Source organism: Flavobacterium panacagri (assembly GCF_030378165.1).
Taxonomy (GTDB): domain Bacteria; phylum Bacteroidota; class Bacteroidia; order Flavobacteriales; family Flavobacteriaceae; genus Flavobacterium; species Flavobacterium panacagri.
Genome location: NZ_CP119766.1, coordinates 5,954,163 through 5,976,098, shown reverse-complemented (window position 1 = coordinate 5,976,098; position 21,936 = coordinate 5,954,163). Strand labels below are relative to the sequence as shown.

The following is a 21,936-nucleotide window of genomic DNA, read 5'->3' as shown; positions in this document are numbered from 1 at the left end:
AGATTCAAATAAATTTTTATATTATTGATAAAGATTCTCCTAATAAAAAAGGAGCGATTTTATTCCTTATTTCGGGATAACAAATATGTGAACAAATTTCTGTAAAAAAAAATATTTTGGTATCTAATTTTATAAAAAAAAGTTGTAATAGGGCTTTTTAAATTCGAATTTTTTTAATATTTTATAAATGAAAAATCATCAGACTCAAGTACGAGTTCGTTACTCAGAAACCGACCAAATGGGGGTCGTTTATCACGGAAATTATGTGCCTTATTTTGAAATTGGACGCGTGGAATGGCTTAGAAATAAAGGGGTTTCGTATAAAAGCATGGAAGAAAGCGGTATTGGTCTTCCAATTGTTAACATGAATATCAATTACAAAAAATCGGCAAGATATGATGAACTTTTAACAATTCATACGACTTTCAAAAGTCACTCTTCGGTTAAGATTGAATTTGACTGCGCAATCTATAATGAGTCAAATGAGTTATTAACAACGGCAACGTTTATTTTGGTATTTGTCGCGTTAAAAACAGGTCGTCCAACTGCCCCTCCGGAATACATTTTAGACATATTCAAATCACTTGAAGAAAAGTGTTAAAATGACGTTTGTTTTTGTGTTAATTTATATAATTTTAATATCAATTTCGAACATTAAATCAAAAATGCTGAACACCGTTTCAGCATTTTTTTTTCGTGTTTTGGTTACAATTTTACCAATCGGCAGTCCTGAATCTTCATCCATTTCCATTTCCTGAGAGGTAATTTCCAGTTTTTTTTCTTTGATTACTCGCATCACTTTATTCATGTTTTTGTAATCAAAAGAAATTAAAAATTCGACATCAATAGTTTTTTCAACAATTTCGCAAACTTCTAATGTCTGTTGTGCTGTAGTTCTGTAAGCTGCAATCAAACCACCAACTCCTAATTTTACACCTCCAAAAATCCGAACTACTACAACAAGAACGTTTGTTAATCCAAAAGATTGTATCTGGCCATAAATTGGTGCGCCGGCTGTATTACTTGGTTCTCCATCGTCATTGGCGCGATAAGAGATTTTATTTCCAATACCTAGTTGATACGCATAACAATAATGTACGGCATGTGGATGTTGCTTTTTAAGATCCTCAATAATAGGTTTTACTTCATCTTCATGGTCTATCGGAAATGCATAGCCAAAGAATTTACTGCCTTTTTCCTTAAACAGTATTTCTTCAGATGCAGTTGCAATAGTTTGATAAGTATCGTTGATTTCCAAATGTTAAGCTTTTAATTTTTTGGCCACAGATTTAATGGATTTAAAAGATTTTTCTTGCCACGAATTACACAAATTTCCGCGAATTTTAGTTTTAATTTTTAAACCAGTTTAATTAGTGGAAATTTGTGGAATTCGTGGCAACATATTTTTGAATCCTTTTTAATCAGCATATCCCGATAGCTATCGGAAGTGGCTAAAATATTTTTTTATAATAATCCTTTGCTAAATAAATCTACAACATCTTCTTTACCAACTTGCAGATTCCAAACTTTAATTCCTAAAGTGGCGGCGCTGTCTGTATTTTCTTTTTTATCGTCTACAAACAGAGTGTTTTCTGGAATTAGGTTGTGATTGTCTAAAAGAACCTGATAAATTTTAGGGTCAGGTTTTCTTAATCCCATTTCAAATGAAAAGTATACTTTCTCAAAACAAGCATAAAAATCTTTATAGAAAGAAACACCGCTTTTTTGTTCGAAAGTATTGATGTGAATAGAGTCGGTATTACTTAATAAGAACAGACGATATTTTTTGGATAATTCCTGAAGAAACTCCAGACGATAAAAAGGAAAGTCTGCCAATACAGCATTCCATGCTTTTAGAATTTCTTCTTTTGAAGCATTTGGTAATTGCTTTTGAAAACCGCCAATAAAATCTTCTGGCGAGATACCTCCAACTTCAAATGAAAAGTTTAATTGGTCAAAGTCAGTATTCCATTCTTTCATTCCTAGTTTTTGCAAACCAGAAATGGTAGCTTGTTTATCTAAATTGATAAAAATATCTCCAAAGTCAAAAATTATGGTATCAATCATGATTTCTAATTTGTATTAGTTCGTCGCTTAAAATAGTGGTTTTTAGACTGTTCTTTTTTGAAATAATTGGCGCTTTTGTTCCGTTTGAAAAACTCGTTTTTCCAACAAAAACTCTAGCTTCGTCCCAGAGATTTTCATCAATAAAAGCTTGTAAAGTTTGCCTGCCGCCTTCAATTATTATCGATTGAATTTGATTTTGATACAAAACTTCTAAAATCTGCGGCATAATATTTTTATTAAAATCTATTATTTCAAATTGAGTGTTTTCAGTTGATGATTTTATATTCTCACTCACAAAAACAATAGTTTTGGCCGAGTCATCCAAAACAAAACTGTTATTTTCAATTCTATTATTTCGATCAATAATTACTCGAACAGGATTGTTTCCACTCCAGTCTCTGGCATTTAATTTAGGATTGTCGTCTATAACAGTTTGTGTTCCGGCTAATATAGCCTGTTCCTCAGTTCTCCATTTATGAACTAATTGGCGGGAATATTGATTCGTAATCCAAATTGGTTTTCGATCTTGATTTGAAACTTTTTCAGGAGACAAAAATCCGTCTTGACTTTCTGCCCATTTTAAAATGATATAAGGTCTTTTCTTTTGATGAAAGGTAAAAAAACGTTTATTCAATTCGTTGCATTCTTTTTCCAAAACGCCAACGGTAACGTTTGCTCCAGCTTCAATTAGTTTTAAAATGCCTTTTCCAGCTACTTTTTCATTTGGGTCGACTGTTCCAACGACTACATTCGGAATTTCATTTGCGATAATCAAATCACAGCAGGGAGGTGTTTTTCCAAAATGACTGCAAGGTTCTAAGCTTACATAAATAGTAGCTTTTTTTAACAGCGATTTGTCTTTTACAGATTTTACTGCATTTACTTCCGCATGTGGTTCTCCTGCTTTTTTATGCCAGCCTTCGCCAATAATTTTACCTTCGTAAACAATTACGCTTCCAACCATGGGATTTGGATACGTTGTTCCAAGCCCATTTTGTGCTAGCTCTATACAGCGTTTTATGTATTTTTCATGTATATTCACAGTGCAAAAGTAGTTATTTTTGAATTTATCCCTAACTGAAAACACTTAAGTTGTGAAACAATACAGTCAGTTATAATAGTATCGAAAAACTATAATTACTTTTGTATGTATAATGATTTAGAATAAAAAAAATGGTAAATTGGCTTATACGAGCAATTGAAAAAGAAGACAATCAGTCAGTTGCGAGTTTAATTAGATCAGTTTTTGACGAAATGGAAATACCAAAAGTCGGAACTGCGTACGAAGATCCTTATCTGGATTTGATGTTTGAAGAATATAGTAAAGCAAAATCTGCGTATTTTGTGGTTGAAAGTGATGGTGAAATTGTGGGTTGTGCCGGAGTTGCGCCTTTGGAAAATGGCGATCCTAAAATTTGTGAGTTGCAGAAAATGTATTTTCTTCCAAAAACACGAGGTTTAGGAATTGGAACTAAAATGATGGAAAAATGTTTGGAACAAGCCAGGGATTTTGGTTTTGAAAAATGTTATATCGAAACGATGCCTTTTATGCATGCGGCACAAAAATTATATAAAAAATCTGGTTTTGAATATTTAGATGCTCCGTTAGGTTCCACTGGGCATAATTCTTGCCCGGTATGGATGTTGAAGGTTTTGTAAAAAAGATGTAACAAATCTTAATGAACGAGACTTATTTAAAAGTTAAAAAATCAGCTGTAGCTGCATAATGGATGTTCAAAAAAATAAAATGAAAATTAAACAATACCGCACTCAATTTATTAAAGAATTATCGCCTTTTTACGATGCGTACGAAGCGGAAAGTTTTTTTTATTTAATTCTGGAAGAAAAACATAAACTTCGACAGATCGATTTGGCTTTAAATCATGAACTGACATTTGAAGAGAATGATTTTATTATTTGGGATGAAATCTTAAAGCATTTAAAGAAAGAAGTTCCAATTCAATATCTATTAGGAAAAACACATTTTTACGGTTTAGATTTCGAAGTAAACGAAAACGTCTTAATCCCAAGACCAGAAACTGAGGAATTGGTGGAATGGATTATTAATGAAAATGCAAATCCGGAAAGATCTAAAAAAATAAAAATTTTGGACATTGGAACAGGAAGTGGCTGTATTGCCATTTCTTTGGCTAAAAATTTACCAAATGCAGAAGTTGTAGCAATTGATGTTTCTAAAAAAGCAATTGAAACGGCTAAAAGAAATGCTATTAGAAATAATGTAGATGTGACTTTTGTATTGGCTGATATTTTGAAAGAAGAAGAATTAAGATGTGAATTTGATATTATTGTTTCGAATCCGCCATATGTGCGAAATTTGGAAAAAGTAGAAATCAAGAAAAATGTATTGGATTACGAACCACATTTAGCGCTTTTTGTAGAAGATACTGATGCTTTGATTTTTTACAGAAAAATTGCTTCTCTGGCAAAAAAAGCTCTTTTTGGGACAGGTAAACTATATTTTGAAATCAATCAATATCTCGGAAAAGAAATGGTTGATTTGTTAGAAAGTATGAATTTTAAAAGTGTGGAGATCAGAAAAGATATTTACGACAACGATCGCATGATTTCCTGCAAGGTTTCTAAAACCTTGTAGGTATTATTTAAGCGGTATTGTTTTTAGTTTATAATAGATATTAGCAAAAGAAAATTATTGGAAAAATGAAAGATCTAATCTAGCCCCGATAGCAGTGAAAATCCTTTTGTATTGGGGTTCAATACAAAAGATTGCAACGGATAGCGGGACAAGTGGTTCTTTTGAACCGATTATTGCTGCTTCAAACAATTATTCGTAACGCAACGCTTCAATCGGATCTAGCTTCGATGCCTTTATAGCGGGATATAATCCAGAAACTAGCGCCACACAAAAACTAGTTGCAAAAGCGGCAAAAATGGCCATCCACGGAATTACAAAGACAAAACTCATGGCAGTGGCTATTCCGAAGCCAAGAAGGATTCCAAGGAAAATCCCAACTAATCCGCCAATTTGTCCAATTAATAATGTTTCTATAAAAAACTGAAAAGCCACAGTTGATCTTTTGGCTCCTAAAGCTTTACGGACACCAATTTCACGAGTACGTTCAGTAACCGAAACAATCATAATATTCATTAAAGCGATTGAAGATCCTAAAATGGTAATAACGGAGATAATCCATGCCGCCCATCCTAAATATTTTGTGATTCCTAATATGCGGTTAATTAAATCATCACTTCGTCCAATACCAAAATTGTTGTCACGCACTGGACTCAGTTTTCGAACTCTTCTCATCGTGCTTGTGGCATTATCAACTGCTTCGTCTAAAAGTTCTTTTTTTGAAACCATTACACTGACAGTATAATTGATATTTGGTGCGGTAAATAAAGATCTTGCCACCTGAATTGGAATTAAAACACGTAAATCCTGACTGTTTCCAAAAGTGGAACCTTTTTCTTTTAAAACACCAATAACTTTAAAACGTGCGCCACGAATCGAAATAATTTTATCTATCGGATTCACATCCTTCAAAAGTCCTTTTTCGAAATCGGAACCTACGACACAAGAATAGGTGTTGTTTTCAATATCAAATTGATTAAAAGAACGCCCCAAAGTAGTTTCTAAACCAGAATTAGCAATAAAATGCTCATCAACGCCAACTACTTTGATTTCAGGATCTGTTTTGGTATCTAAATATTTTACTTCAGCTTTTGAAGTTGCCGTAAAGGAAAGTGAAGTTTCTGTAAAAGGATACTTGTATTTGTTCTTGAATGCAACCGCTTCGGGATAAGAGATAATTGGATTGATAACTTCACGTTCGTTTCCGCCACGATTACGAACATTGTTTTCGTATTGGTTAATATTGAAAGTGTTAGCTCCCATTGAAGCAAAATTGGTTGAAATGGTGTTTTCCAATGCAGAAACAACTGTCAGGATTCCAACCAAAGCGGTAATACCAATAGCAATAATTAAAACGGTAAGAATAGTACGCAGTAATTGCGTTTTGATGGAACCAAACGCAATTCGGATATTTTCTTTAAATAATTTTAGCATCATGACCAATTTGTCACGAAAATACGTTTTTTGTTACAAGTTTGCTTTCGATGTGCTATTATTTATTTTAAAAAGTGAGATATTTGCAGGCAATTTAAGTTAAAAGAAATAATGTCAAAGTGTTTTAGTTTTAAGATTTCAAGGAATCTAAAATCTAAAATCAGAAATCTAAAATAAAAAAAGAAGATGGCTTCAAAACCAAGTATTCCACAAGGGACAAGAGATTTTTCGCCTGCAGAGGTGTCAAAACGTCAATATATTATTCAGACGATAAAAGCTAATTTTGAAAAATTTGGTTTTCAGCCAATAGAAACTCCTTCGTTTGAAAATTCAGATACTTTGATGGGAAAATATGGTGAAGAAGGAGATCGTTTGATTTTTAAAATCTTGAATTCAGGTAATTTTTTCTTCAATAAAAATAAAATTGAACTACCGGAATCTTTAGAAGTACTTCAAATAAATTCAGCAGAAACAATCAGTTTAGAGCAAAGAATTGAGTTGAATAAATTCACAGGAAGAATTTCTGAAAAAGCCTTACGTTATGATTTAACTGTGCCATTTGCAAGATATGTGGTGCAGCACCAAAATGAAATTGAGTTTCCTTTCAAAAGATATCAAATTCAACCGGTTTGGAGAGCAGATCGCCCGCAGAAAGGCCGTTACAGAGAATTTTTTCAATGTGATGCCGATGTTGTGGGTTCTAAGTCACTTTGGCAGGAAGTAGAATTGGTTCAATTATACGATACAGTTTTTACGGCTTTAGGATTAGAAGGTGTAACCATTAAAATCAATAACAGAAAAATATTATCTGGAATTGCTGAAGTAATTGGCGCTTCAGATAAATTGATTGATTTTACCGTTGCTCTTGATAAATTGGATAAAATTGGAGAAGACGGCGTTAAAAAAGAAATGATCGAAAAAGGAATTTCTGAAGAAGCTTTGGTTAAAGTGCAACCACTTTTTAGTTTTTCTGGAACTTTCGCTGATAAAATCAACCAGCTTTCAGAATTATTGTCTTCATCAGAAGAAGGAATGAAAGGTGTGGAAGAATTGAAATTTATTTGTGACAATGTTGCCGATTTAAGCTTGTCAACTGCAGTTTTAGACTTAGATGTGACATTAGCGCGTGGATTAAATTACTATACTGGAGCTATTTTTGAAGTGGCAGCGCCTAAAACCGTTTCCATTGGTTCTATTGGCGGAGGTGGAAGATACGACGATTTGACTGGTATTTTTGGTTTGAAAAATATGAGTGGTGTTGGAATCTCTTTTGGTTTGGATAGAATTTATTTGGTTTTGGAAGAATTAAACCTGTTTCCTGAAACAGTTGCGGCGACTTCAAAAGCAATATTTTTAAATTTTGGAGACAAAGAAGCTCTGTACGCTTCAAAAGCAATTCAGAAATTAAGACAAGAAAATATAAAAGTAGAATTGTATCCAGATAACGTAAAAGTGGGAAAACAGTTTCAGTACGCCGATAAACGTTTGATTCCGTTTGCAGTAATTGTGGGCGATCAGGAAATTGCTTCCAATTCTTATGCCCTTAAAAATTTAGTAACGGGAGAACAGGTTTCTGTAGATTTCGAAGGATTGAAAAATGCTTTATTGGGATAACTGTTTGAAACAAAGGTTTTTGCTGTTTAAGTCGCGTATTTAAAGGATTTTCTTTTGAAATCTCTCTCAGAAATAGTTGCCAGAGAAGAAAAAATACTTTTAATTTGCGACCTCAAGTTACGGGCGTAGTTCAAGGGTAGAATAGCGGTCTCCAAAACCGTTGATGGGGGTTCGAATCCCTCCGCCCGTGCAATTGTTTTTTATCGCAAAGAACGCAAGATTTTTATCTAAGAATAATTTTAAAAAAGTTCGCAAAGCTATCCATACAAAGCTTTGCGAACTTTTTGATTTTTATAAAAATTTGAGAGTAAAAAAACTTGCGTTCTTTTCGTTAATTTTTTTGCTATTCAGGTTTTGTCATTCCATTAATAGATTTAAAGATGAGGAAAATATAAAAAAAAGCTTCGTCTCTATAGGCGAAGCTTTTTTTAATATAAGGTAAATTTGAATTAATAATTATTTTGAGGCCAAAGCCAACCCTTAAATTCAATTTTGGTGGTAAAAATTTTTGTTTTTCTCAATCAAAGATAAAACAAACTATAACGTAATAGTCTTAAAATTATACTAAATTTTATTTGACTATTTTCGCTTTTTAAAAGTCTCATAATTAATAAAGTGACAATTTGACATTTTATAAGATTTGGCAGTACTTTTGCAATCTAACACCAAAGAAATAAAAATGAAGTTTAAAAATATTTTTAAAAATAAAAGTAATATGACTACGGAAAATACAGAATTCGATCAGGAATTAGACGATGTAACGTTAGAAAAAAATGCCAACGGAGAGCAGTTAATTGTTGAAGAATTAAGTGTTGAAGAGCAATTAGCTCAAGACTTGGCTAAAGAAAAAGATAAGTTTTTGAGATTATTCGCCGAATTTGAAAATTACAAAAAAAGAACTTCAAAAGAGCGTCTTGAATTATTTAAAACAGCAAACCAAGAAGTTTTATTGGCGATGCTTCCAGTTTTAGATGATTTTGATAGAGCAGCTGTAGAAATCAACAAATCTGATGATGAGAATTTGAAGAAAGGTGTTGAATTAATTCACGAAAAATTAAAAAGCACTTTAGTTTCTAAAGGATTAGAGCAAGTTGAAATACAGGCAGGCGATGCATTTAATGCTGATGTTGCTGAAGCAATTACCCAAATTCCAGCTCCGTCTGACAAATTAAAAGGTAAAATTGTTGATGTAATTGAAAAAGGATACAAATTAGGAGACAAAATCATTCGTTTCCCTAAAGTTGTAGTTGGAAACTAAAATGCAAATAAAAATTTCGAATCCGTTTTAGGTTTTGGAATTTTAAAATTTGGACTAGAGCGCTAGCGACTGGCGTAGCAATTTAAACCTAATTATGAAAAAAGATTTTTACGAAATACTAGGCATTTCAAAAAATGCTGATGCTGCCGAAATTAAAAAAGCGTACAGAAAAAGTGCACTTAAATACCACCCTGATAAAAACCCAGGCGACAAAGAGGCAGAAGAAAACTTCAAATTAGCGGCAGAAGCTTATGAAGTTTTAAGTGATCCACAGAAAAAAGCGAAATACGATCAATACGGTCATCAAGCATTTGATGGTTCTGGCGGATTTGGCGGTGGTCACGGCGGGATGAACATGGATGACATTTTCAGCCAGTTTGGTGATATTTTTGGTGGCGGATTTGGCGGTTTCGGAGGCGGAGGCGGAGGTCCTCGTCGTGCAAAAGGAAGCAATCTTCGAATTAAAGTAAAATTAACTTTAGAAGAAATTGCAAATGGAGTGGAGAAAAAAGTAAAAGTAAAACGTAAAGTTCAGGCTAAAGGCGTAACCTATAAAACTTGTACAACTTGTAACGGTCAAGGTCAGGTTATGCGTGTAACCAATACCATTTTAGGAAGAATGCAATCTGCGTCAACTTGTCCTACTTGTGGTGGTTCTGGTCAGATCTTAGATAAAAAACCTTCTGAAGCAGATGGACAGGGAATGGTTCAGGAAGATGAAACAGTATCAATCAAAATTCCTGCTGGAGTTGTTGACGGAATGCAGTTAAAAGTTGCTAACAAAGGTAATGATGCGCCTGGAAATAGCATTCCTGGAGATTTAATTGTGGCGATTGAAGAAATTGAGCATGAATTCTTGAAGCGTGAAGGTGAAAACGTTCATTTTGATTTATACATCAGTTTCCCAGAAGCAGTTTTAGGAGCTTCAAAAGATATTGAAGCGATCAACGGAAAAGTTCGTATCAAACTGGAAGAAGGAATTCAGTCTGGAAAAATCTTAAGATTAAAAGGAAAAGGAATTCCAAGTTTAAACGGTTACGGAAGCGGAGATTTATTGGTTCACGTAAATGTTTGGACACCAAAAACATTGAACAAAGAACAAAAACAATTCTTTGAAAATGCTTTAAACAACGAGCATTTTGCTCCAAGTCCAGAGAAATCTGAGAAATCATTCTTTGAAAAAGTAAAAGATATGTTCTCATAATCTATACTTTTTTTAAAAGTCTAAATACATTTAAAACCCATTCTAAGTACAAATTAGAATGGGTTTTTTGTTTAATATGACACAAATTCATTTCGAATTATTTACTTTTACAGTCGCTGAACCAGAATTGGCAAAGCAACGCAGTAAATCAACAAAATAGCATGAGTAACTTACTTGAAGTACATAAGGTCGTAAAACAATACGGCGATTATGTAGCGCTTAACGAAGTTTCATTAAATGTGCCCAAAGGCAGTATATATGGACTTTTAGGTCCTAATGGAGCTGGAAAAACTTCCCTTATCAGAATCATTAATCAAATTACGTTGCCAGACAGTGGCGAAGTAATTTTGGATGGAGAAAAATTGCATCCAAAACACGTTCAAACTATTGGTTATCTTCCAGAAGAAAGAGGTTTGTATAGTTCGATGAAAGTAGGAGAGCAGTGTTTGTACTTGGCGCAAATGAAAGGACTCTCTAAAGCCGAAGCCAAAAAACAATTGGATTATTGGTTTGATCGTTTAGGAATTCAAGGCTGGTGGAATAAGAAAATTCAAGAACTTTCTAAAGGAATGGCGCAGAAAATCCAGTTTGTCGTTTGTGTTTTACATAAACCAAAACTGCTGATTTTAGATGAACCTTTTTCAGGTTTTGATCCTGTAAATGCTAATATTATTAAAGATGAAATTTTAGCTTTGAAAGAACAAGGTTCGACCATTATTTTTTCGACTCACAGAATGGAAAGTGTTGAGGAAATGTGTGAGCATATAGCTTTAATTCATAAATCAAATAAATTGATTGAAGGTAAAGTGGCAGATGTAAAACGCCAATTTAGAACCAATAGTTTTGAAGTAGGAATTTTGACCAATAATGTTGAAGGCCTAATGTATGATATTACACAAAAATTTACGGTTTCGCCTGCTAATTTTAAATCGTTGAATGATGATTTGAAATTGAATATCGAAATTGGAAATGCCGCACCAAATGAATTACTAAATGTTTTGACACAGCGTGGACAAGTAACACATTTCGTAGAGAAAATTCCAAGTATAAACGATATTTTTATTCAAACAGTTACTGAAAATAAAGTTTAGATTTCAGATTTTAGATTTCAGAATTAATCCTGAAATTTAAAAATCTAAAGTCAACAATCTAAAATCTAAAATCAAGAAATGAGTATTATTTCATTAATTATAAAAAGAGAATTTATTGCCAAAGTCCGCAATAAATCTTTTGTTGTCATGACTTTTTTGAGTCCGCTTTTATTTGTGGCGATTGCGGTATTTATTGGTTATTTGAGTTCAATGAAAGCGGAAACCAAACGAATTGCTATTCATGATGAAACCGGAATTTTTGTCTCAGATTTTTTAAAGGAAAATAAAAAAGGAGCGGAATTTAAATACTATAATTTATCTGAAATTGAAGTAAAAGCTTTAAAAGACAGTATTACAAAAGAAAATTTCAGCGGTTTAATTGTGATTCCAAAAACAGCTAATGTTAATGACTTAGAAAGTAAAATTGAATTTATTTCTAATAACAGTCCAAGTATTTCTTTTATTGAAAGCACGCAGGATATTATTGGCGAAAAAATCACAAAACTAAATCTGGAAGAAGCAAAACTAGACACTTTGGCAATTCAGAAAGCACAGTCAAAAGTAAATATTCATTTGGTTAAAGCTTCTGGAGAAGAGAGCTTAAAAGGTTTGAATGAAATTAAAATTGGTATCGGTGGTGCTTTTGGTTATTTGATTATGATGTTTATTATCATCTACGGAAATATGGTCATGCGAAGTGTAATAGAAGAGAAAACAAATCGCATTATCGAAATCATTATTTCATCAGTAAAACCATTTCAGTTAATGATTGGGAAAATTGTGGGAACATCATTGGCGGGAATTTTACAATTTATGATTTGGGCGATTATCGGTCTGGGATTAATGTTTGCTGCTTCTGCATTTTTTGGTGTTAATGTTGGACCAACGGCAAGAATTTCGCCAGAAATGATGCAGTCAGCGCAGCATCAATTATCAGGATCCGCGCAAATGTATATTGCTGAAATGTGGAATCTGCCAATCGCAAGTATTTTAATTGGATTTGTAGTTTATTTTATTGGAGGTTATTTCTTGTACAGTTCATTTTATGCTGCAATTGGAGCTGCAGTCGACAATCAAACCGATTCACAGCAATTTTTACTGCCAATCATAATGCCATTAATTTTAAGTGTATATATTGGATTCTTTACAGTGGTAAACGATCCGCACGGAAGTATCGCAGTTATCTTTTCTATGATTCCGCTTACTTCGCCAATTGTAATGTTAATGCGTATTCCGTTTGGCGTGCCGTGGTGGCAAATTGCAATTTCGGTATCATTATTGTTTGCAACCTTTTTCCTTGTCGTTTGGTTTGCAGCAAAAATTTACCGTGTAGGTATTTTAATGTATGGTAAAAAACCAAGTTGGAAGGAATTGTATAAATGGCTTAAATATTAACTTAGAGATTCTAAGTTTCTAAGATTCTGAGATGCTAAGATTTTAGCAAAAAAACTCAGAATCTCAGAATCTTAGCATCTTAGTATCTTAAAAAAGAATGAGTAAAATACTAATTGTCGAAGACGAAGCTGCAATCAGAAGAGTTTTGGTAAAAATTTTATCAGAAGAAAATGATTCGTATCAGGTTGATGAAGCCGAAGATGGTGTTGCTGGACTTGAAAAAATAAAAAACAACGATTACGATTTGGTTTTGTGTGATATCAAAATGCCAAAAATGGATGGTGTTGAGGTTTTAGAAGAAGTAAAAAAAATAAAACCAGAAATTCCGATGGTTATGATTTCAGGCCACGGAGATATGGAAACGGCTATTCAAACCATGCGTTTAGGAGCTTTTGATTATATCTCGAAACCACCAGATTTAAATCGTTTGCTGAATACAGTGCGTAATGCTTTAGACAAAAAACAATTAGTTGTTGAAAATAAAATTCTAAAGAAAAAAGTCAGTAAGAATTACGAAATGATCGGAGAAAGTGAATCTATCAATCACATTAAAGTAATGATTGATAAAGTAGCTCCAACCGAAGCCCGAGTTTTAATTACAGGCCCAAACGGAACAGGAAAAGAATTAGTAGCACATCAATTACACGAAAAAAGTGAGCGTTCTAGTTTTCCTTTAATCGAAGTAAACTGTGCGGCGATTCCAAGTGAATTGATCGAAAGTGAATTGTTCGGACATGTAAAAGGTGCTTTTACATCGGCAGTGAAAGATCGTGCAGGAAAATTTGAAGCAGCAGACAAAGGAACTATTTTCTTGGATGAGATTGGAGACATGAGTCTTTCGGCACAAGCCAAAGTTTTAAGAGCACTTCAAGAAAGTATGATTACAAGAGTTGGTGCAGATAAAGATATTAAAGTGGACGTTCGCGTTGTTGCGGCAACTAATAAAGATTTGAAAACAGAAATTGCCGAAGGTCGTTTCCGTGAAGATTTATACCATCGTCTGGCTGTAATTTTAATTAAAGTACCGCCATTGAATGAAAGACGTGATGATATTCCAGCCTTAATTAAGCATTTTGCAGAGAAGATTGCTTCAGAGCAAGGAAACGCTGTAAAAGGATTTTCGGCGCAAGCCATACAATTATTACAGGAATACGATTGGACAGGAAATATTCGTGAACTGCGAAATGTAGTAGAAAGATTAATCATTTTAGGAGGAAGCGAAATCTCTGAAAGTGATGTGAAAATGTTCGCAAGCAAATGATGGTTTAGTTTTCAATCTGAAATCTAAAATCATAAATCTAAAATTAAGCATGAAACTAAAAAAAATAAACGAAAAATTACAAGACGGATTAATCGAAAATGGTTTGACTGAAGCCAATGCTTTGCAGATGGAAACTTTCTCGACCATAAAAAGTGGAGCCGACTGTGTAATTGTTTCGCCAAAAGGAAGTGGAAAAACAACTACGATTGTTTTAAATGTGATTCAGCAATTGGCGGGTAAAACAGAAGAGTCGCCTCGTGCGTTGATTTTTGTTGAAGACAAAGCGAAGGTTTTGGAAATGGTAGCGCTTTTTGAAAAGTATGGAAAATACACCAACTTGGAAGTTTATGGTGTAAACGAAAAAGGAGACATGGATTACGATAAAAACTATGTTTCTACAGGAATAGATGTTTTGATTGGAACGCCAACCAAATTAAACGATATGTTTAGCACGGCGGGTTATAACGTCAACCGCTTAAAAATGCTTATTTTGGATGATGCAGATCCTATTTTGAGACTGCGCCACGAAACAAAAATTATGCGTATTTCTGGTAGTATTGCCAAAACACAGCGTTTGATCTTTACAGAAACCTTAACTGAACGTATCGAAATTTTGGCAGATAAGATGTTAGTTGAGCCTTATTTATTTGATATGGATGAGGATGGAGAGGAGCTTGATGAAGAAGAAGACGATATTGAAGAAGAATAAATCTTAAATTCATATTAGGAAATTAATGAAAAAAACACCTTTAATTGCTTTATTTATTTTTTTTTATAGTTTCGTTTATTCTCAAAATCTATATCCTGAAAAATATCTAAATTGTCACTTAGTATCTTTTTGCCTTGATTGTGGAGACATTCTTGCAATGCCTCCAAAAACGTTTGTGGAGGAAGTAAATAATAGTTTTGATAAAAAAAGACTGGCAGAAATTAAAGGAGTTATTGAGACTCAGATTTTAATTGATGAAAATGGTAAGCCTTGTTTGATAAGTGCATTGAATAAAACAAATGTGGCTTCAAAAAAGCTGAACTTGGAAAAAGTAATTAATACAACTTCTTTTTGGGAGCCAGCCATTTCTAAAAATAAACCGCGCAATAGTTCGGTATCTTTTATTTTTGAATTCGAAGGTGGAAGTTTTTCTGTTAGGAGAAGGGTGTTTGATTTCAAAAATCAAGGAAATATGAAATCTGTTGGAATGCCTGAAATCAAAGGTACTGATGAAGAGAAACTATCTAAGAAATGGCGGCTATTTAAACAAGATAATTCCGAGCTGCCTTGGGACATGACTAGAGCAATTGCTAATGACTTAGATAATAATATTTGGATTGGAACTGATAATGGAATCGTTAAAATTGAAAAGGAAAAATGGCAGCATTTTAATTCGCAAAACACGAATATTAATCCTAAAGCATACAACAAAAATCAAACAGAGTCGGTTAGAGATTTGGAAGTTGATCAAGAGAATAATAAATGGTTTGCCATTGGATGGAATGTTTACAAATACGATAATAAAAACTGGACAAAATATGATTCCATAAATTCACCAATTAGCTGGGCTAGAAAACTTTTTGTGGATTATAAAAACAATATTTGGTTTACGTCTTGGAGAGGTGTGGCAAAGTTTGATGGTAATAAATGGTCGAATTTTACGAAACAAAATTCAAATTTACCATCTGATAAAACGCTTGGAGTGTATGTTGATAAAAAAGATAGAATCTGGATTGGCACATTTGAAGGCAATGTTATAATCGAAAAGGGCATTACAAAATTGCTTGATGATAAAAAATCGCCCTTGTCAAAAGCATTTATATCTAAAGTTTACGAAGATAAAGGAGAAAATCTCTGGTTTGATTTGAGTAACGACAAATCAGATGAGGCAGGAATTTATAAGTTGGATACGGCTGGAAATTGGACAAGAATTGTTCATCCTAATGCTAAAATGTTTAGAGAGAATGCCATCAACGATTTTTATCTAGACGAAACTGAACAAGTGTTATGGTTAACGCTAAATGGAGTTGGTATTTTAAATTATGATTTGAAGACAAAAAAATGGGAAACCTATACAAATCAAAATTCAAATGTTCCTAGCATTCATTGTGAGAAGATTACAAAAGACAGAAATGGTTCAATTTGGGTTGCAACTTATGCAGGAGTGGTAAAAACAGAATAACTGGATTTTAATGCTTTTATTTTTTTATAAAATGAAGACAATAATTATAAAACGATAAAGTAAAAAATGGAAATTTTAAAAACATTTAAATTTTTAATAATTGTACTGTTATGCTTTTTTATTCTTATTTATCTTTTAATAATTTCTTATGTTTATTTCAATCAAGTCGGTTTAGTTTTTCATGCATCAAGATTGCCAAAAGATTATAAGTTTGATTATCAGAATAAATTTGAAGAAATCAATATCAAATCATTTGATGGAGCTGTTTTGAATGGATTGTTATTCAAAACTGAAAATTCAAAAGGCTTAGTTTTTTATCTTCATGGAAATGCTGGAACATTAGAAACTTGGGGTAAAATAGCTAAAATTTATACATCACTGGGTTATGATATTTTTATTTTAGACTACAGAAGTTTCGGAAAAAGTGAAGGCGAAATTGAAAATGAAGAACAATTAACGAAAGATATAGCTATCGTATATAAATCTATTCTAAAAAGATATTCTGAAGATAAAATTATAATTGCAGGATATTCCATAGGCTCGGGTTTCGCTGCAAAATTAGCCTCCGAAAATAAAGCAAAAGCACTGATTCTTCAAGCTCCGTATTATAATTTTTTAGAATTATCAAGTTCAAGAGTGCCACTCTTTCCTGATTTCATGAAGAAATTTAGTTTAGAGACCAATGAATATCTGCCTAAAATCAAAACGCCAATTTATATTTTTCATGGAACGGATGATCAGTTAATTCCTTGTGAAAATTCGATTAGATTGAAAAAGCTTTTAAAATCAAATGCTTATTTTTATCCATTGAAAAGTCAGGAGCATATTGGTGTAAACGAAAATGAAGATTTTCAAAAACAATTAAAAATAATATTAGAATAAAATAAATATCATGGGATTAATGAAGGTGTTTTCGGGCAGTGAAATATTAGCAATTGCTTTACAAGAAAGATTAGAAGAAGCGGGTGTAGAAACCGTAAAAAAAGATAATATTCAATCGGCTCGTTTAGGAGGTTTTGGACAAACAGATTTGGCTGTTGAGGTTTTTATTCAAGAAACTGATTTTGCAAAAGCGAATCCGGTTATTGAAGAATTTAGAATGAGTCTTTAAATAGTATTCAGTGTTCAGCATTTAGTCACAGTTTTATGCTGTAATTCGAAACTACGACTGAATACTAAATACTGAATACTGGAAACTAAAAAAATATGCAATACAAAATGTTAGTGCTCGACATGGATGATACCTTGTTGACAGACGATCATAGAATTTCAGCCTTAAACAAAAAAGTTATCCTGGAAGCACAGGCAAAAGGAGTGTATGTGGTTTTGGCTTCTGGCCGACCTACAATTGCTATGACGGCTTATGCTAAGGAATTGGAATTAGATTTAAACGATTCGTATATTATCTCGTTTAATGGCGCTATAATAAGCCGTGTAAAAGACGATTTGGTTTTGTTTGAACAAAAGCTTACTGTAGAGCAAATTCATGCTTTATACGATTACAGCGTTAAAATGAAAACGGATATTATCACTTATTTAAATGATGAAATTATAAGTGAGACAGATTCTGAATACATTGAAGTCGAAAAAGAAATTACAGGAATGACACATCGTAAAGTGACAAGCTTTAAAGAGTATGTAGACCGACCTGCGGTAAAATGTATTTTACTTGAAAAACCTTCCTATTTAAAAACAGTCGAAAATGATTTAATAGAAGCGATGCCACATTTAAGTGTTTCGATGTCGAAACCTTTTTTCTTAGAAGCAGCACAGCAGGGAATTGATAAAGCAGCAAGTTTGAAATATTTGGCTGATAAGCTGGGAATTCTTCAAAGTGAAATTATTGCTGTAGGAAATGCTGGAAATGACTTAACTATGATTGAATATGCTGGTTTGGGAGTTTGGGTGGACAACGTAACGCCTGAACTGCGTGATAAAGCCGATTTAATTGTAGCTTCAAATAATAATGATGGTGTTGCTGAGGTAGTACAACGTTATATTTTAAATTAGAAAAAATGAAGAATCCAATAGAAACCGAACGTTTGATTTTAAGAGAATTAATGCTTTCTGATGCAGGCGGCATGTTCGAATTGGATTCGAATCCTAATGTACATCTTTTTGTTGGAAACAATCCCGTAAAGAATATTCAGGAGAGTATTGATATGATTGAGAACATTCAGAAACAATATGCCGATTTTGGAACTGGTCGCTGGGCTGTAGTTTTAAAAGAAAATAATGAATTTATTGGCTGGTCTGGAATAAAATATATTACAAACGAAATCAATAATCATAAAAACTTTTACGAGTTAGGATATCGTTTTATTGAAAAACATTGGGGAAAAGGATATGCTTCTGAAGCAGGAAAAGCTTTTGTTGCTTATGCTTTTAACGAAATGAAAGTAGAAAAACTTTATGCTTACGCCGATGCAGGAAATGAGAATTCTAGAAAAATTTTAGAAAAACTAGGTTTCCATTTTGTGAATTCTTTCGAATATGAAGGAGAAATAGAAGTTTGGTACGAACTCAAAAATCCAAACTCAAACTGAGAAATGCATTCCAAATCTTTACATACTTACAAAGTCAGTAAAGATTTGGAAACAATTCAGAGTTATTATTATTTTTTAGCTACAGAAACGAAGTATTTGTTTCCGTCACCCATAGTTAATTTTACACGTTCGTCGCAAAGATCAACCGCAAAGTTTGCGCTTTCGTAACAGCTGCAAGTAGTGTTTTTGTCTTTAGACATTTCTGTTTTGCAGTTATTGTTTTTAAATGAAGCCAACTGTGGAGTATACAAACTCACTAAATCTGTAGAAGCAGTTACTAATGAAATAATACTTGCAGAGTTATTGTTAGTAATTCTATAAACGATTCTGTCTGTATAGTTAACATCATTTACAGTTACTTTACGAATATAAGTATAAGCTGTAGAGCCTTCTCCTGGTTCTTTAACTTCAAATTTAAAACCAACTGCACGAATAGCGACATCAAATTGCTGCTGCGAATTGAAGCTAGCCCAAGTTGTTAATGTACTGATAGTAGGGAATGGATTTGCTGCAGGAGCATTAGTCTGCGCTTGCGAACTAAAAATGGTTAAGAACATCAAGCAGATTGTGGGTAAAAATGCTTTCATAAAGTGGTATTTGTTATTATAATTGTTGCCTACTCTCTTTGGTTTTCGGCTTTCCCATTTCATTTTGTAACACAAAACAACAACATAACGGTTAAAATTCAAAATTGTTATGCCTGAATTATTATTAAATTAATTTAAGCGTGTTAAAATTCTTAAATCGCAATTTAATTTACCCAAGAATTATAACAAAAGTAAATGTAAGAAATTTTGAATTTATAACGCTAAAAAATGTACTTAATCGATAAAATTTGCATTTAATCGATTATTTTGTCATTTTATTCTTATTGAATCGTTAAAAATAGAGTTCTGAAAAGTTCTGTTTTAGAAAAAAAAAGAATATGTTAAACGTTTTTGGAATGTTTCTAAATTAACATTAGACGCAAATTATTGATTCGAAGTAAATTAATCGCTTTCTTTTAATGAATATTGTTTGTAAATTTGCAGCCTTAAATTTTTTGACAACGATTTCATTAATTTAAGACAAATTATGGAAAATAGAAAAAAAGTAGCCTTTTACACGCTGGGTTGTAAACTGAATTTTTCAGAAACCTCTACAATTGCCAGAAGTTTTAATGACGAAGGTTTTGACCGCGTCGATTTTGAAGATGTTGCAGATATTTATGTCATTAATACCTGCTCTGTAACAGAAAATGCCGATAAACAATTTAAACAGGTTGTCAAAAAAGCAATGAAGCTGAATGAAAAAGCTTTTGTTGCCGCTGTTGGTTGTTATGCACAATTAAAACCAGAAGAACTCGCATCAGTTGATGGAGTAGACTTGGTTTTGGGAGCTACAGAAAAATTCAAAATCACAGACTATATCCATGATTTGAGCAAGAACGATATGGGTGAAGTTCATTCCTGCGAAATTGCTGAAGCCGATTTCTATGTAGGAAGTTATTCTATCGGAGATCGTACCAGAGCATTTTTAAAAGTGCAGGATGGTTGTGATTACAAATGTACCTATTGTACCATTCCATTAGCAAGAGGAATTTCTAGAAGTGATGCTTTAGAAAATGTATTGAAAAATGCCAAAGAAATCTCAGCGCAGAATATCCGTGAAATTGTTTTAACCGGTGTAAATATTGGAGATTATGGAAAAGGCGAATTCGGAAATAAAAAACACGAACATACTTTTTTAGATTTAGTTCAGGCATTGGATAAAGTAGAAGGAATTGAACGTTTAAGAATTTCTTCAATCGAACCCAATTTATTGAAAAACGAAACAATAGAATTTGTTTCTAAAAGCCGCACTTTTGTACCGCACTTTCATATTCCGTTGCAATCAGGAAGTAATGATATTTTGAAGTTGATGAAACGTCGTTATTTACGTGAAGTGTATATTGATCGTGTCAATAAAATTCGTGAAGTAATGCCTCACGCCTGTATTGGTGTCGATGTAATTGTTGGTTTTCCTGGAGAAACAGATGAGCATTTCTTAGAAACCTATCATTTCTTAAATGATTTGGATATTTCGTATTTACACGTTTTTACGTATTCAGAAAGAGATAATACAGAAGCGGCGAATATGGAAGGTGTTGTTCCTTCAAATGTAAGGGCAAAACGCAGTAAAATGCTTCGCGGTTTATCAGTAAAAAAACGTCGTGCTTTTTACGAAAGCCAATTAGGAACAAACAGAACGGTTCTTTTTGAAGGTGAAAATAAAGAAGGATACATCCACGGTTTTACTGAAAACTACGTAAAAGTAAAAACACCTTGGAATCCAGAATTGGTCAATACTCTGCAGGAAATCAATTTAACAAAAATTGACGAAGACGGAAGTGTTCGTTTAGAGTTTTTGAATAAATTGGCCGAAGCTTAAAAATAAATATACTCTAAGTATTGTCATTTCGACCTAAGGGAGAAATTCCACATGCATAATCGCCAATCTTTGTCGATTTTCTAGTGCGATTTCTCCCTTCGGTCGAAATGACAAAAACCTCATAGTTTTAAAGAAAAACTATGAGTTTTTTTTTTTATTACATGAAAAATCTATTTCTGATCCTCAGAAACCACCAATTTCAAAGAATTAATATAATCAGTATCAAATTCAATAACTCGAATTTTTTCTGGATTAAAACCTAATTCCCCTCCAAATTTGCCTCTTGTTTCCAAGAAATCAATTAGCAATTCTTCTTCAGTAAGAGAAATTAATTTTCCTAAATAAACTGCTTTAGAAGATTTTTTTGCAAGCTGAAAAATAGTGTACTTTCGATCAAGAAAGTTCAAAATCGAGTTTAAATCCTGAATAGGTACAATATCTTCTGTATTGATGTTTATTCCTTTTAAACGAATAACTTTTTCTGTAAAAATATGTCCTTCATCTCGGTAAATTGCTTCAATATTTTTATTTCTTAAAATAACAAAACCATCCAAAATAAAATCTACCGGGTTATTTCGAAGCAAAATCCAATCGTCAGAATAATCAATTAAAAACCCGCTATAGATTTGTTTCTTATCCTGAAATTCTATTTCGACTAATTGTCTTAAATATTGTTCCATCGTATTTTTTTTAAATTCCAATACTTAAATTCCAAATTCCAATTGCGGTTGAAATTTAAATTTTAAGCTTAGGATTGGTTAGAACTTTGTCAAAGTTTTAAACTTTGACAAAGTTGGTCAGAATTTTTTTGAAGACTTTAATATTTTAAAATCCAGAATTCAATTGCAATTGGAATTTGGAATTTCAAAATTGGA

22 protein-coding genes and 1 tRNA gene are annotated in these 21,936 nt (G+C 32.8%); 17 read left to right on the top strand and 6 right to left on the bottom strand.

Going from position 1 to position 21,936, the window contains the following annotated elements:
• The first annotated feature begins 187 nt into the window (after positions 1-187).
• Positions 188-601 carry an acyl-CoA thioesterase gene (locus P2W65_RS25395; protein ID WP_091492281.1) on the top strand — a complete coding sequence of 138 codons (414 nt, stop codon included), beginning with the start codon at positions 188-190 and terminating at the stop codon, positions 599-601.
• A gap of 24 nt (positions 602-625) precedes the next feature.
• On the opposite strand, the gene P2W65_RS25390 is transcribed toward P2W65_RS25395, so the two are convergent.
• The 3 genes from P2W65_RS25390 to ribD all read right to left on the bottom strand — a co-directional run bounded on the left by P2W65_RS25390 (position 626) and on the right by ribD (position 3,109).
• Entirely contained in the window at positions 626-1,258 is a 633-nt protein-coding gene (locus P2W65_RS25390; protein WP_289662588.1) for an IMPACT family protein, read from the bottom strand.
• Positions 1,259-1,464: 206 nt separating this feature from the next.
• Positions 1,465-2,067, bottom strand: a complete 603-nt coding sequence (locus P2W65_RS25385; protein WP_289662586.1) for an HAD family hydrolase — start codon at positions 2,065-2,067, stop codon at positions 1,465-1,467.
• Positions 2,060-3,109 carry a bifunctional diaminohydroxyphosphoribosylaminopyrimidine deaminase/5-amino-6-(5-phosphoribosylamino)uracil reductase RibD gene (gene ribD, locus P2W65_RS25380; protein WP_289662585.1) on the bottom strand — a complete coding sequence of 350 codons (1,050 nt, stop codon included), beginning with the start codon at positions 3,107-3,109 and terminating at the stop codon, positions 2,060-2,062. The genes P2W65_RS25385 and ribD overlap by 8 nt, the downstream gene beginning before the upstream one ends.
• A 131-nt stretch (positions 3,110-3,240) precedes the next feature.
• Here ribD and P2W65_RS25375 point away from each other — a divergent pair, with 131 nt between their 5' ends.
• Together P2W65_RS25375 and prmC are read left to right on the top strand one after the other, a co-directional pair.
• Positions 3,241-3,726, top strand: a complete 486-nt coding sequence (locus P2W65_RS25375; RefSeq protein WP_289662584.1) for a GNAT family N-acetyltransferase — start codon at positions 3,241-3,243, stop codon at positions 3,724-3,726.
• Between the two features lie 88 nt (positions 3,727-3,814).
• On the top strand, positions 3,815-4,681 hold the full coding sequence (gene prmC, locus P2W65_RS25370) for a peptide chain release factor N(5)-glutamine methyltransferase (RefSeq protein WP_289662582.1): 867 nt from the start codon (positions 3,815-3,817) through the stop codon (positions 4,679-4,681).
• Between the two features lie 189 nt (positions 4,682-4,870).
• Here prmC and P2W65_RS25365 read toward each other — a convergent pair whose 3' ends face one another.
• Entirely contained in the window at positions 4,871-6,115 is a 1,245-nt protein-coding gene (locus P2W65_RS25365; protein ID WP_289662580.1) for an ABC transporter permease, read from the bottom strand.
• A 183-nt stretch (positions 6,116-6,298) separates the two neighbouring features.
• Here P2W65_RS25365 and hisS point away from each other — a divergent pair, with 183 nt between their 5' ends.
• The 13 genes from hisS (at position 6,299) to P2W65_RS25300 (ending at position 18,652) form a co-directional block, all read left to right on the top strand.
• Positions 6,299-7,726, top strand: coding sequence for a histidine--tRNA ligase (hisS, locus tag P2W65_RS25360; RefSeq protein ID WP_289662579.1), 1,428 nt, complete (start codon positions 6,299-6,301; stop codon positions 7,724-7,726).
• 119 nt (positions 7,727-7,845) lie between these two features.
• Positions 7,846-7,916, top strand: a tRNA-Trp gene (locus P2W65_RS25355).
• 489 nt (positions 7,917-8,405) lie between these two features.
• Complete coding sequence (locus tag P2W65_RS25350) at positions 8,406-8,984, top strand: nucleotide exchange factor GrpE (RefSeq protein ID WP_179002392.1); 579 nt, start codon at positions 8,406-8,408, stop codon at positions 8,982-8,984.
• Between the two features lie 94 nt (positions 8,985-9,078).
• Positions 9,079-10,188 carry a molecular chaperone DnaJ gene (dnaJ, locus tag P2W65_RS25345; protein ID WP_179002391.1) on the top strand — a complete coding sequence of 370 codons (1,110 nt, stop codon included), beginning with the start codon at positions 9,079-9,081 and terminating at the stop codon, positions 10,186-10,188.
• A 161-nt stretch (positions 10,189-10,349) separates the two neighbouring features.
• Positions 10,350-11,279: an ABC transporter ATP-binding protein gene (locus P2W65_RS25340; RefSeq protein ID WP_289662578.1), complete on the top strand. Its 930-nt coding sequence runs from the start codon at positions 10,350-10,352 to the stop codon at positions 11,277-11,279.
• Between the two features lie 78 nt (positions 11,280-11,357).
• Entirely contained in the window at positions 11,358-12,674 is a 1,317-nt protein-coding gene (locus P2W65_RS25335; RefSeq protein WP_179002389.1) for an ABC transporter permease, read from the top strand.
• A gap of 97 nt (positions 12,675-12,771) precedes the next feature.
• Positions 12,772-13,935, top strand: coding sequence for a sigma-54-dependent transcriptional regulator (locus tag P2W65_RS25330; RefSeq protein WP_179002388.1), 1,164 nt, complete (start codon positions 12,772-12,774; stop codon positions 13,933-13,935).
• A 49-nt stretch (positions 13,936-13,984) separates the two neighbouring features.
• The gene (locus P2W65_RS25325; protein WP_179002387.1) at positions 13,985-14,644 is read left to right on the top strand and encodes a DEAD/DEAH box helicase; all 660 of its coding nucleotides are present in this window, start codon (positions 13,985-13,987) and stop codon (positions 14,642-14,644) included.
• A 25-nt stretch (positions 14,645-14,669) separates the two neighbouring features.
• Positions 14,670-16,106 carry a ligand-binding sensor domain-containing protein gene (locus tag P2W65_RS25320; RefSeq protein ID WP_289662576.1) on the top strand — a complete coding sequence of 479 codons (1,437 nt, stop codon included), beginning with the start codon at positions 14,670-14,672 and terminating at the stop codon, positions 16,104-16,106.
• A gap of 66 nt (positions 16,107-16,172) precedes the next feature.
• Entirely contained in the window at positions 16,173-16,988 is an 816-nt protein-coding gene (locus P2W65_RS25315; RefSeq protein ID WP_289662574.1) for an alpha/beta hydrolase, read from the top strand.
• 10 nt (positions 16,989-16,998) lie between these two features.
• Positions 16,999-17,217 carry a putative signal transducing protein gene (locus P2W65_RS25310; RefSeq protein WP_144218269.1) on the top strand — a complete coding sequence of 73 codons (219 nt, stop codon included), beginning with the start codon at positions 16,999-17,001 and terminating at the stop codon, positions 17,215-17,217.
• A gap of 95 nt (positions 17,218-17,312) precedes the next feature.
• The gene (locus P2W65_RS25305) at positions 17,313-18,116 is read left to right on the top strand and encodes a Cof-type HAD-IIB family hydrolase (RefSeq protein ID WP_289662572.1); all 804 of its coding nucleotides are present in this window, start codon (positions 17,313-17,315) and stop codon (positions 18,114-18,116) included.
• A gap of 5 nt (positions 18,117-18,121) precedes the next feature.
• The gene (locus tag P2W65_RS25300; RefSeq protein WP_289662571.1) at positions 18,122-18,652 is read left to right on the top strand and encodes a GNAT family N-acetyltransferase; all 531 of its coding nucleotides are present in this window, start codon (positions 18,122-18,124) and stop codon (positions 18,650-18,652) included.
• 68 nt (positions 18,653-18,720) lie between these two features.
• Here P2W65_RS25300 and P2W65_RS25295 read toward each other — a convergent pair whose 3' ends face one another.
• Complete coding sequence (locus P2W65_RS25295) at positions 18,721-19,239, bottom strand: hypothetical protein (RefSeq protein WP_289662570.1); 519 nt, start codon at positions 19,237-19,239, stop codon at positions 18,721-18,723.
• A 487-nt stretch (positions 19,240-19,726) separates the two neighbouring features.
• On the opposite strand from P2W65_RS25295, the gene mtaB reads away from it, so the two are divergent.
• Positions 19,727-21,061 carry a tRNA (N(6)-L-threonylcarbamoyladenosine(37)-C(2))-methylthiotransferase MtaB gene (mtaB, locus tag P2W65_RS25290; RefSeq protein ID WP_289662568.1) on the top strand — a complete coding sequence of 445 codons (1,335 nt, stop codon included), beginning with the start codon at positions 19,727-19,729 and terminating at the stop codon, positions 21,059-21,061.
• Positions 21,062-21,231: 170 nt separating this feature from the next.
• Here the strand turns inward: mtaB and P2W65_RS25285 are convergent, their stop codons facing one another.
• On the bottom strand, positions 21,232-21,741 hold the full coding sequence (locus P2W65_RS25285) for a hypothetical protein (protein WP_289662567.1): 510 nt from the start codon (positions 21,739-21,741) through the stop codon (positions 21,232-21,234).
• Positions 21,742-21,936 lie beyond the last annotated feature (195 nt).

What these genes read in the sequence shown, in the direction of transcription:
- P2W65_RS25395 (WP_091492281.1), top strand. Translation starts at nt 188, where the DNA reads ATGAAAAATCATCAGACTCAAGTACGAGTTCGTTACTCAGAAACCGAC.
- P2W65_RS25385 (WP_289662586.1), bottom strand. Translation starts at nt 2,067, where the DNA reads ATGATTGATACCATAATTTTTGACTTTGGAGATATTTTTATCAATTTA.
- P2W65_RS25375 (WP_289662584.1), top strand. Translation starts at nt 3,241, where the DNA reads ATGGTAAATTGGCTTATACGAGCAATTGAAAAAGAAGACAATCAGTCA.
- prmC (WP_289662582.1), top strand. Translation starts at nt 3,815, where the DNA reads ATGAAAATTAAACAATACCGCACTCAATTTATTAAAGAATTATCGCCT.
- P2W65_RS25365 (WP_289662580.1), bottom strand. Translation starts at nt 6,115, where the DNA reads ATGATGCTAAAATTATTTAAAGAAAATATCCGAATTGCGTTTGGTTCC.
- hisS (WP_289662579.1), top strand. Translation starts at nt 6,299, where the DNA reads ATGGCTTCAAAACCAAGTATTCCACAAGGGACAAGAGATTTTTCGCCT.
- P2W65_RS25350 (WP_179002392.1), top strand. Translation starts at nt 8,406, where the DNA reads ATGAAGTTTAAAAATATTTTTAAAAATAAAAGTAATATGACTACGGAA.
- dnaJ (WP_179002391.1), top strand. Translation starts at nt 9,079, where the DNA reads ATGAAAAAAGATTTTTACGAAATACTAGGCATTTCAAAAAATGCTGAT.
- P2W65_RS25340 (WP_289662578.1), top strand. Translation starts at nt 10,350, where the DNA reads ATGAGTAACTTACTTGAAGTACATAAGGTCGTAAAACAATACGGCGAT.
- P2W65_RS25335 (WP_179002389.1), top strand. Translation starts at nt 11,358, where the DNA reads ATGAGTATTATTTCATTAATTATAAAAAGAGAATTTATTGCCAAAGTC.
- P2W65_RS25330 (WP_179002388.1), top strand. Translation starts at nt 12,772, where the DNA reads ATGAGTAAAATACTAATTGTCGAAGACGAAGCTGCAATCAGAAGAGTT.
- P2W65_RS25325 (WP_179002387.1), top strand. Translation starts at nt 13,985, where the DNA reads ATGAAACTAAAAAAAATAAACGAAAAATTACAAGACGGATTAATCGAA.
- P2W65_RS25320 (WP_289662576.1), top strand. Translation starts at nt 14,670, where the DNA reads ATGAAAAAAACACCTTTAATTGCTTTATTTATTTTTTTTTATAGTTTC.
- P2W65_RS25315 (WP_289662574.1), top strand. Translation starts at nt 16,173, where the DNA reads ATGGAAATTTTAAAAACATTTAAATTTTTAATAATTGTACTGTTATGC.
- P2W65_RS25310 (WP_144218269.1), top strand. Translation starts at nt 16,999, where the DNA reads ATGGGATTAATGAAGGTGTTTTCGGGCAGTGAAATATTAGCAATTGCT.
- P2W65_RS25305 (WP_289662572.1), top strand. Translation starts at nt 17,313, where the DNA reads ATGCAATACAAAATGTTAGTGCTCGACATGGATGATACCTTGTTGACA.
- P2W65_RS25300 (WP_289662571.1), top strand. Translation starts at nt 18,122, where the DNA reads ATGAAGAATCCAATAGAAACCGAACGTTTGATTTTAAGAGAATTAATG.
- P2W65_RS25295 (WP_289662570.1), bottom strand. Translation starts at nt 19,239, where the DNA reads ATGAAAGCATTTTTACCCACAATCTGCTTGATGTTCTTAACCATTTTT.
- mtaB (WP_289662568.1), top strand. Translation starts at nt 19,727, where the DNA reads ATGGAAAATAGAAAAAAAGTAGCCTTTTACACGCTGGGTTGTAAACTG.
- P2W65_RS25285 (WP_289662567.1), bottom strand. Translation starts at nt 21,741, where the DNA reads ATGGAACAATATTTAAGACAATTAGTCGAAATAGAATTTCAGGATAAG.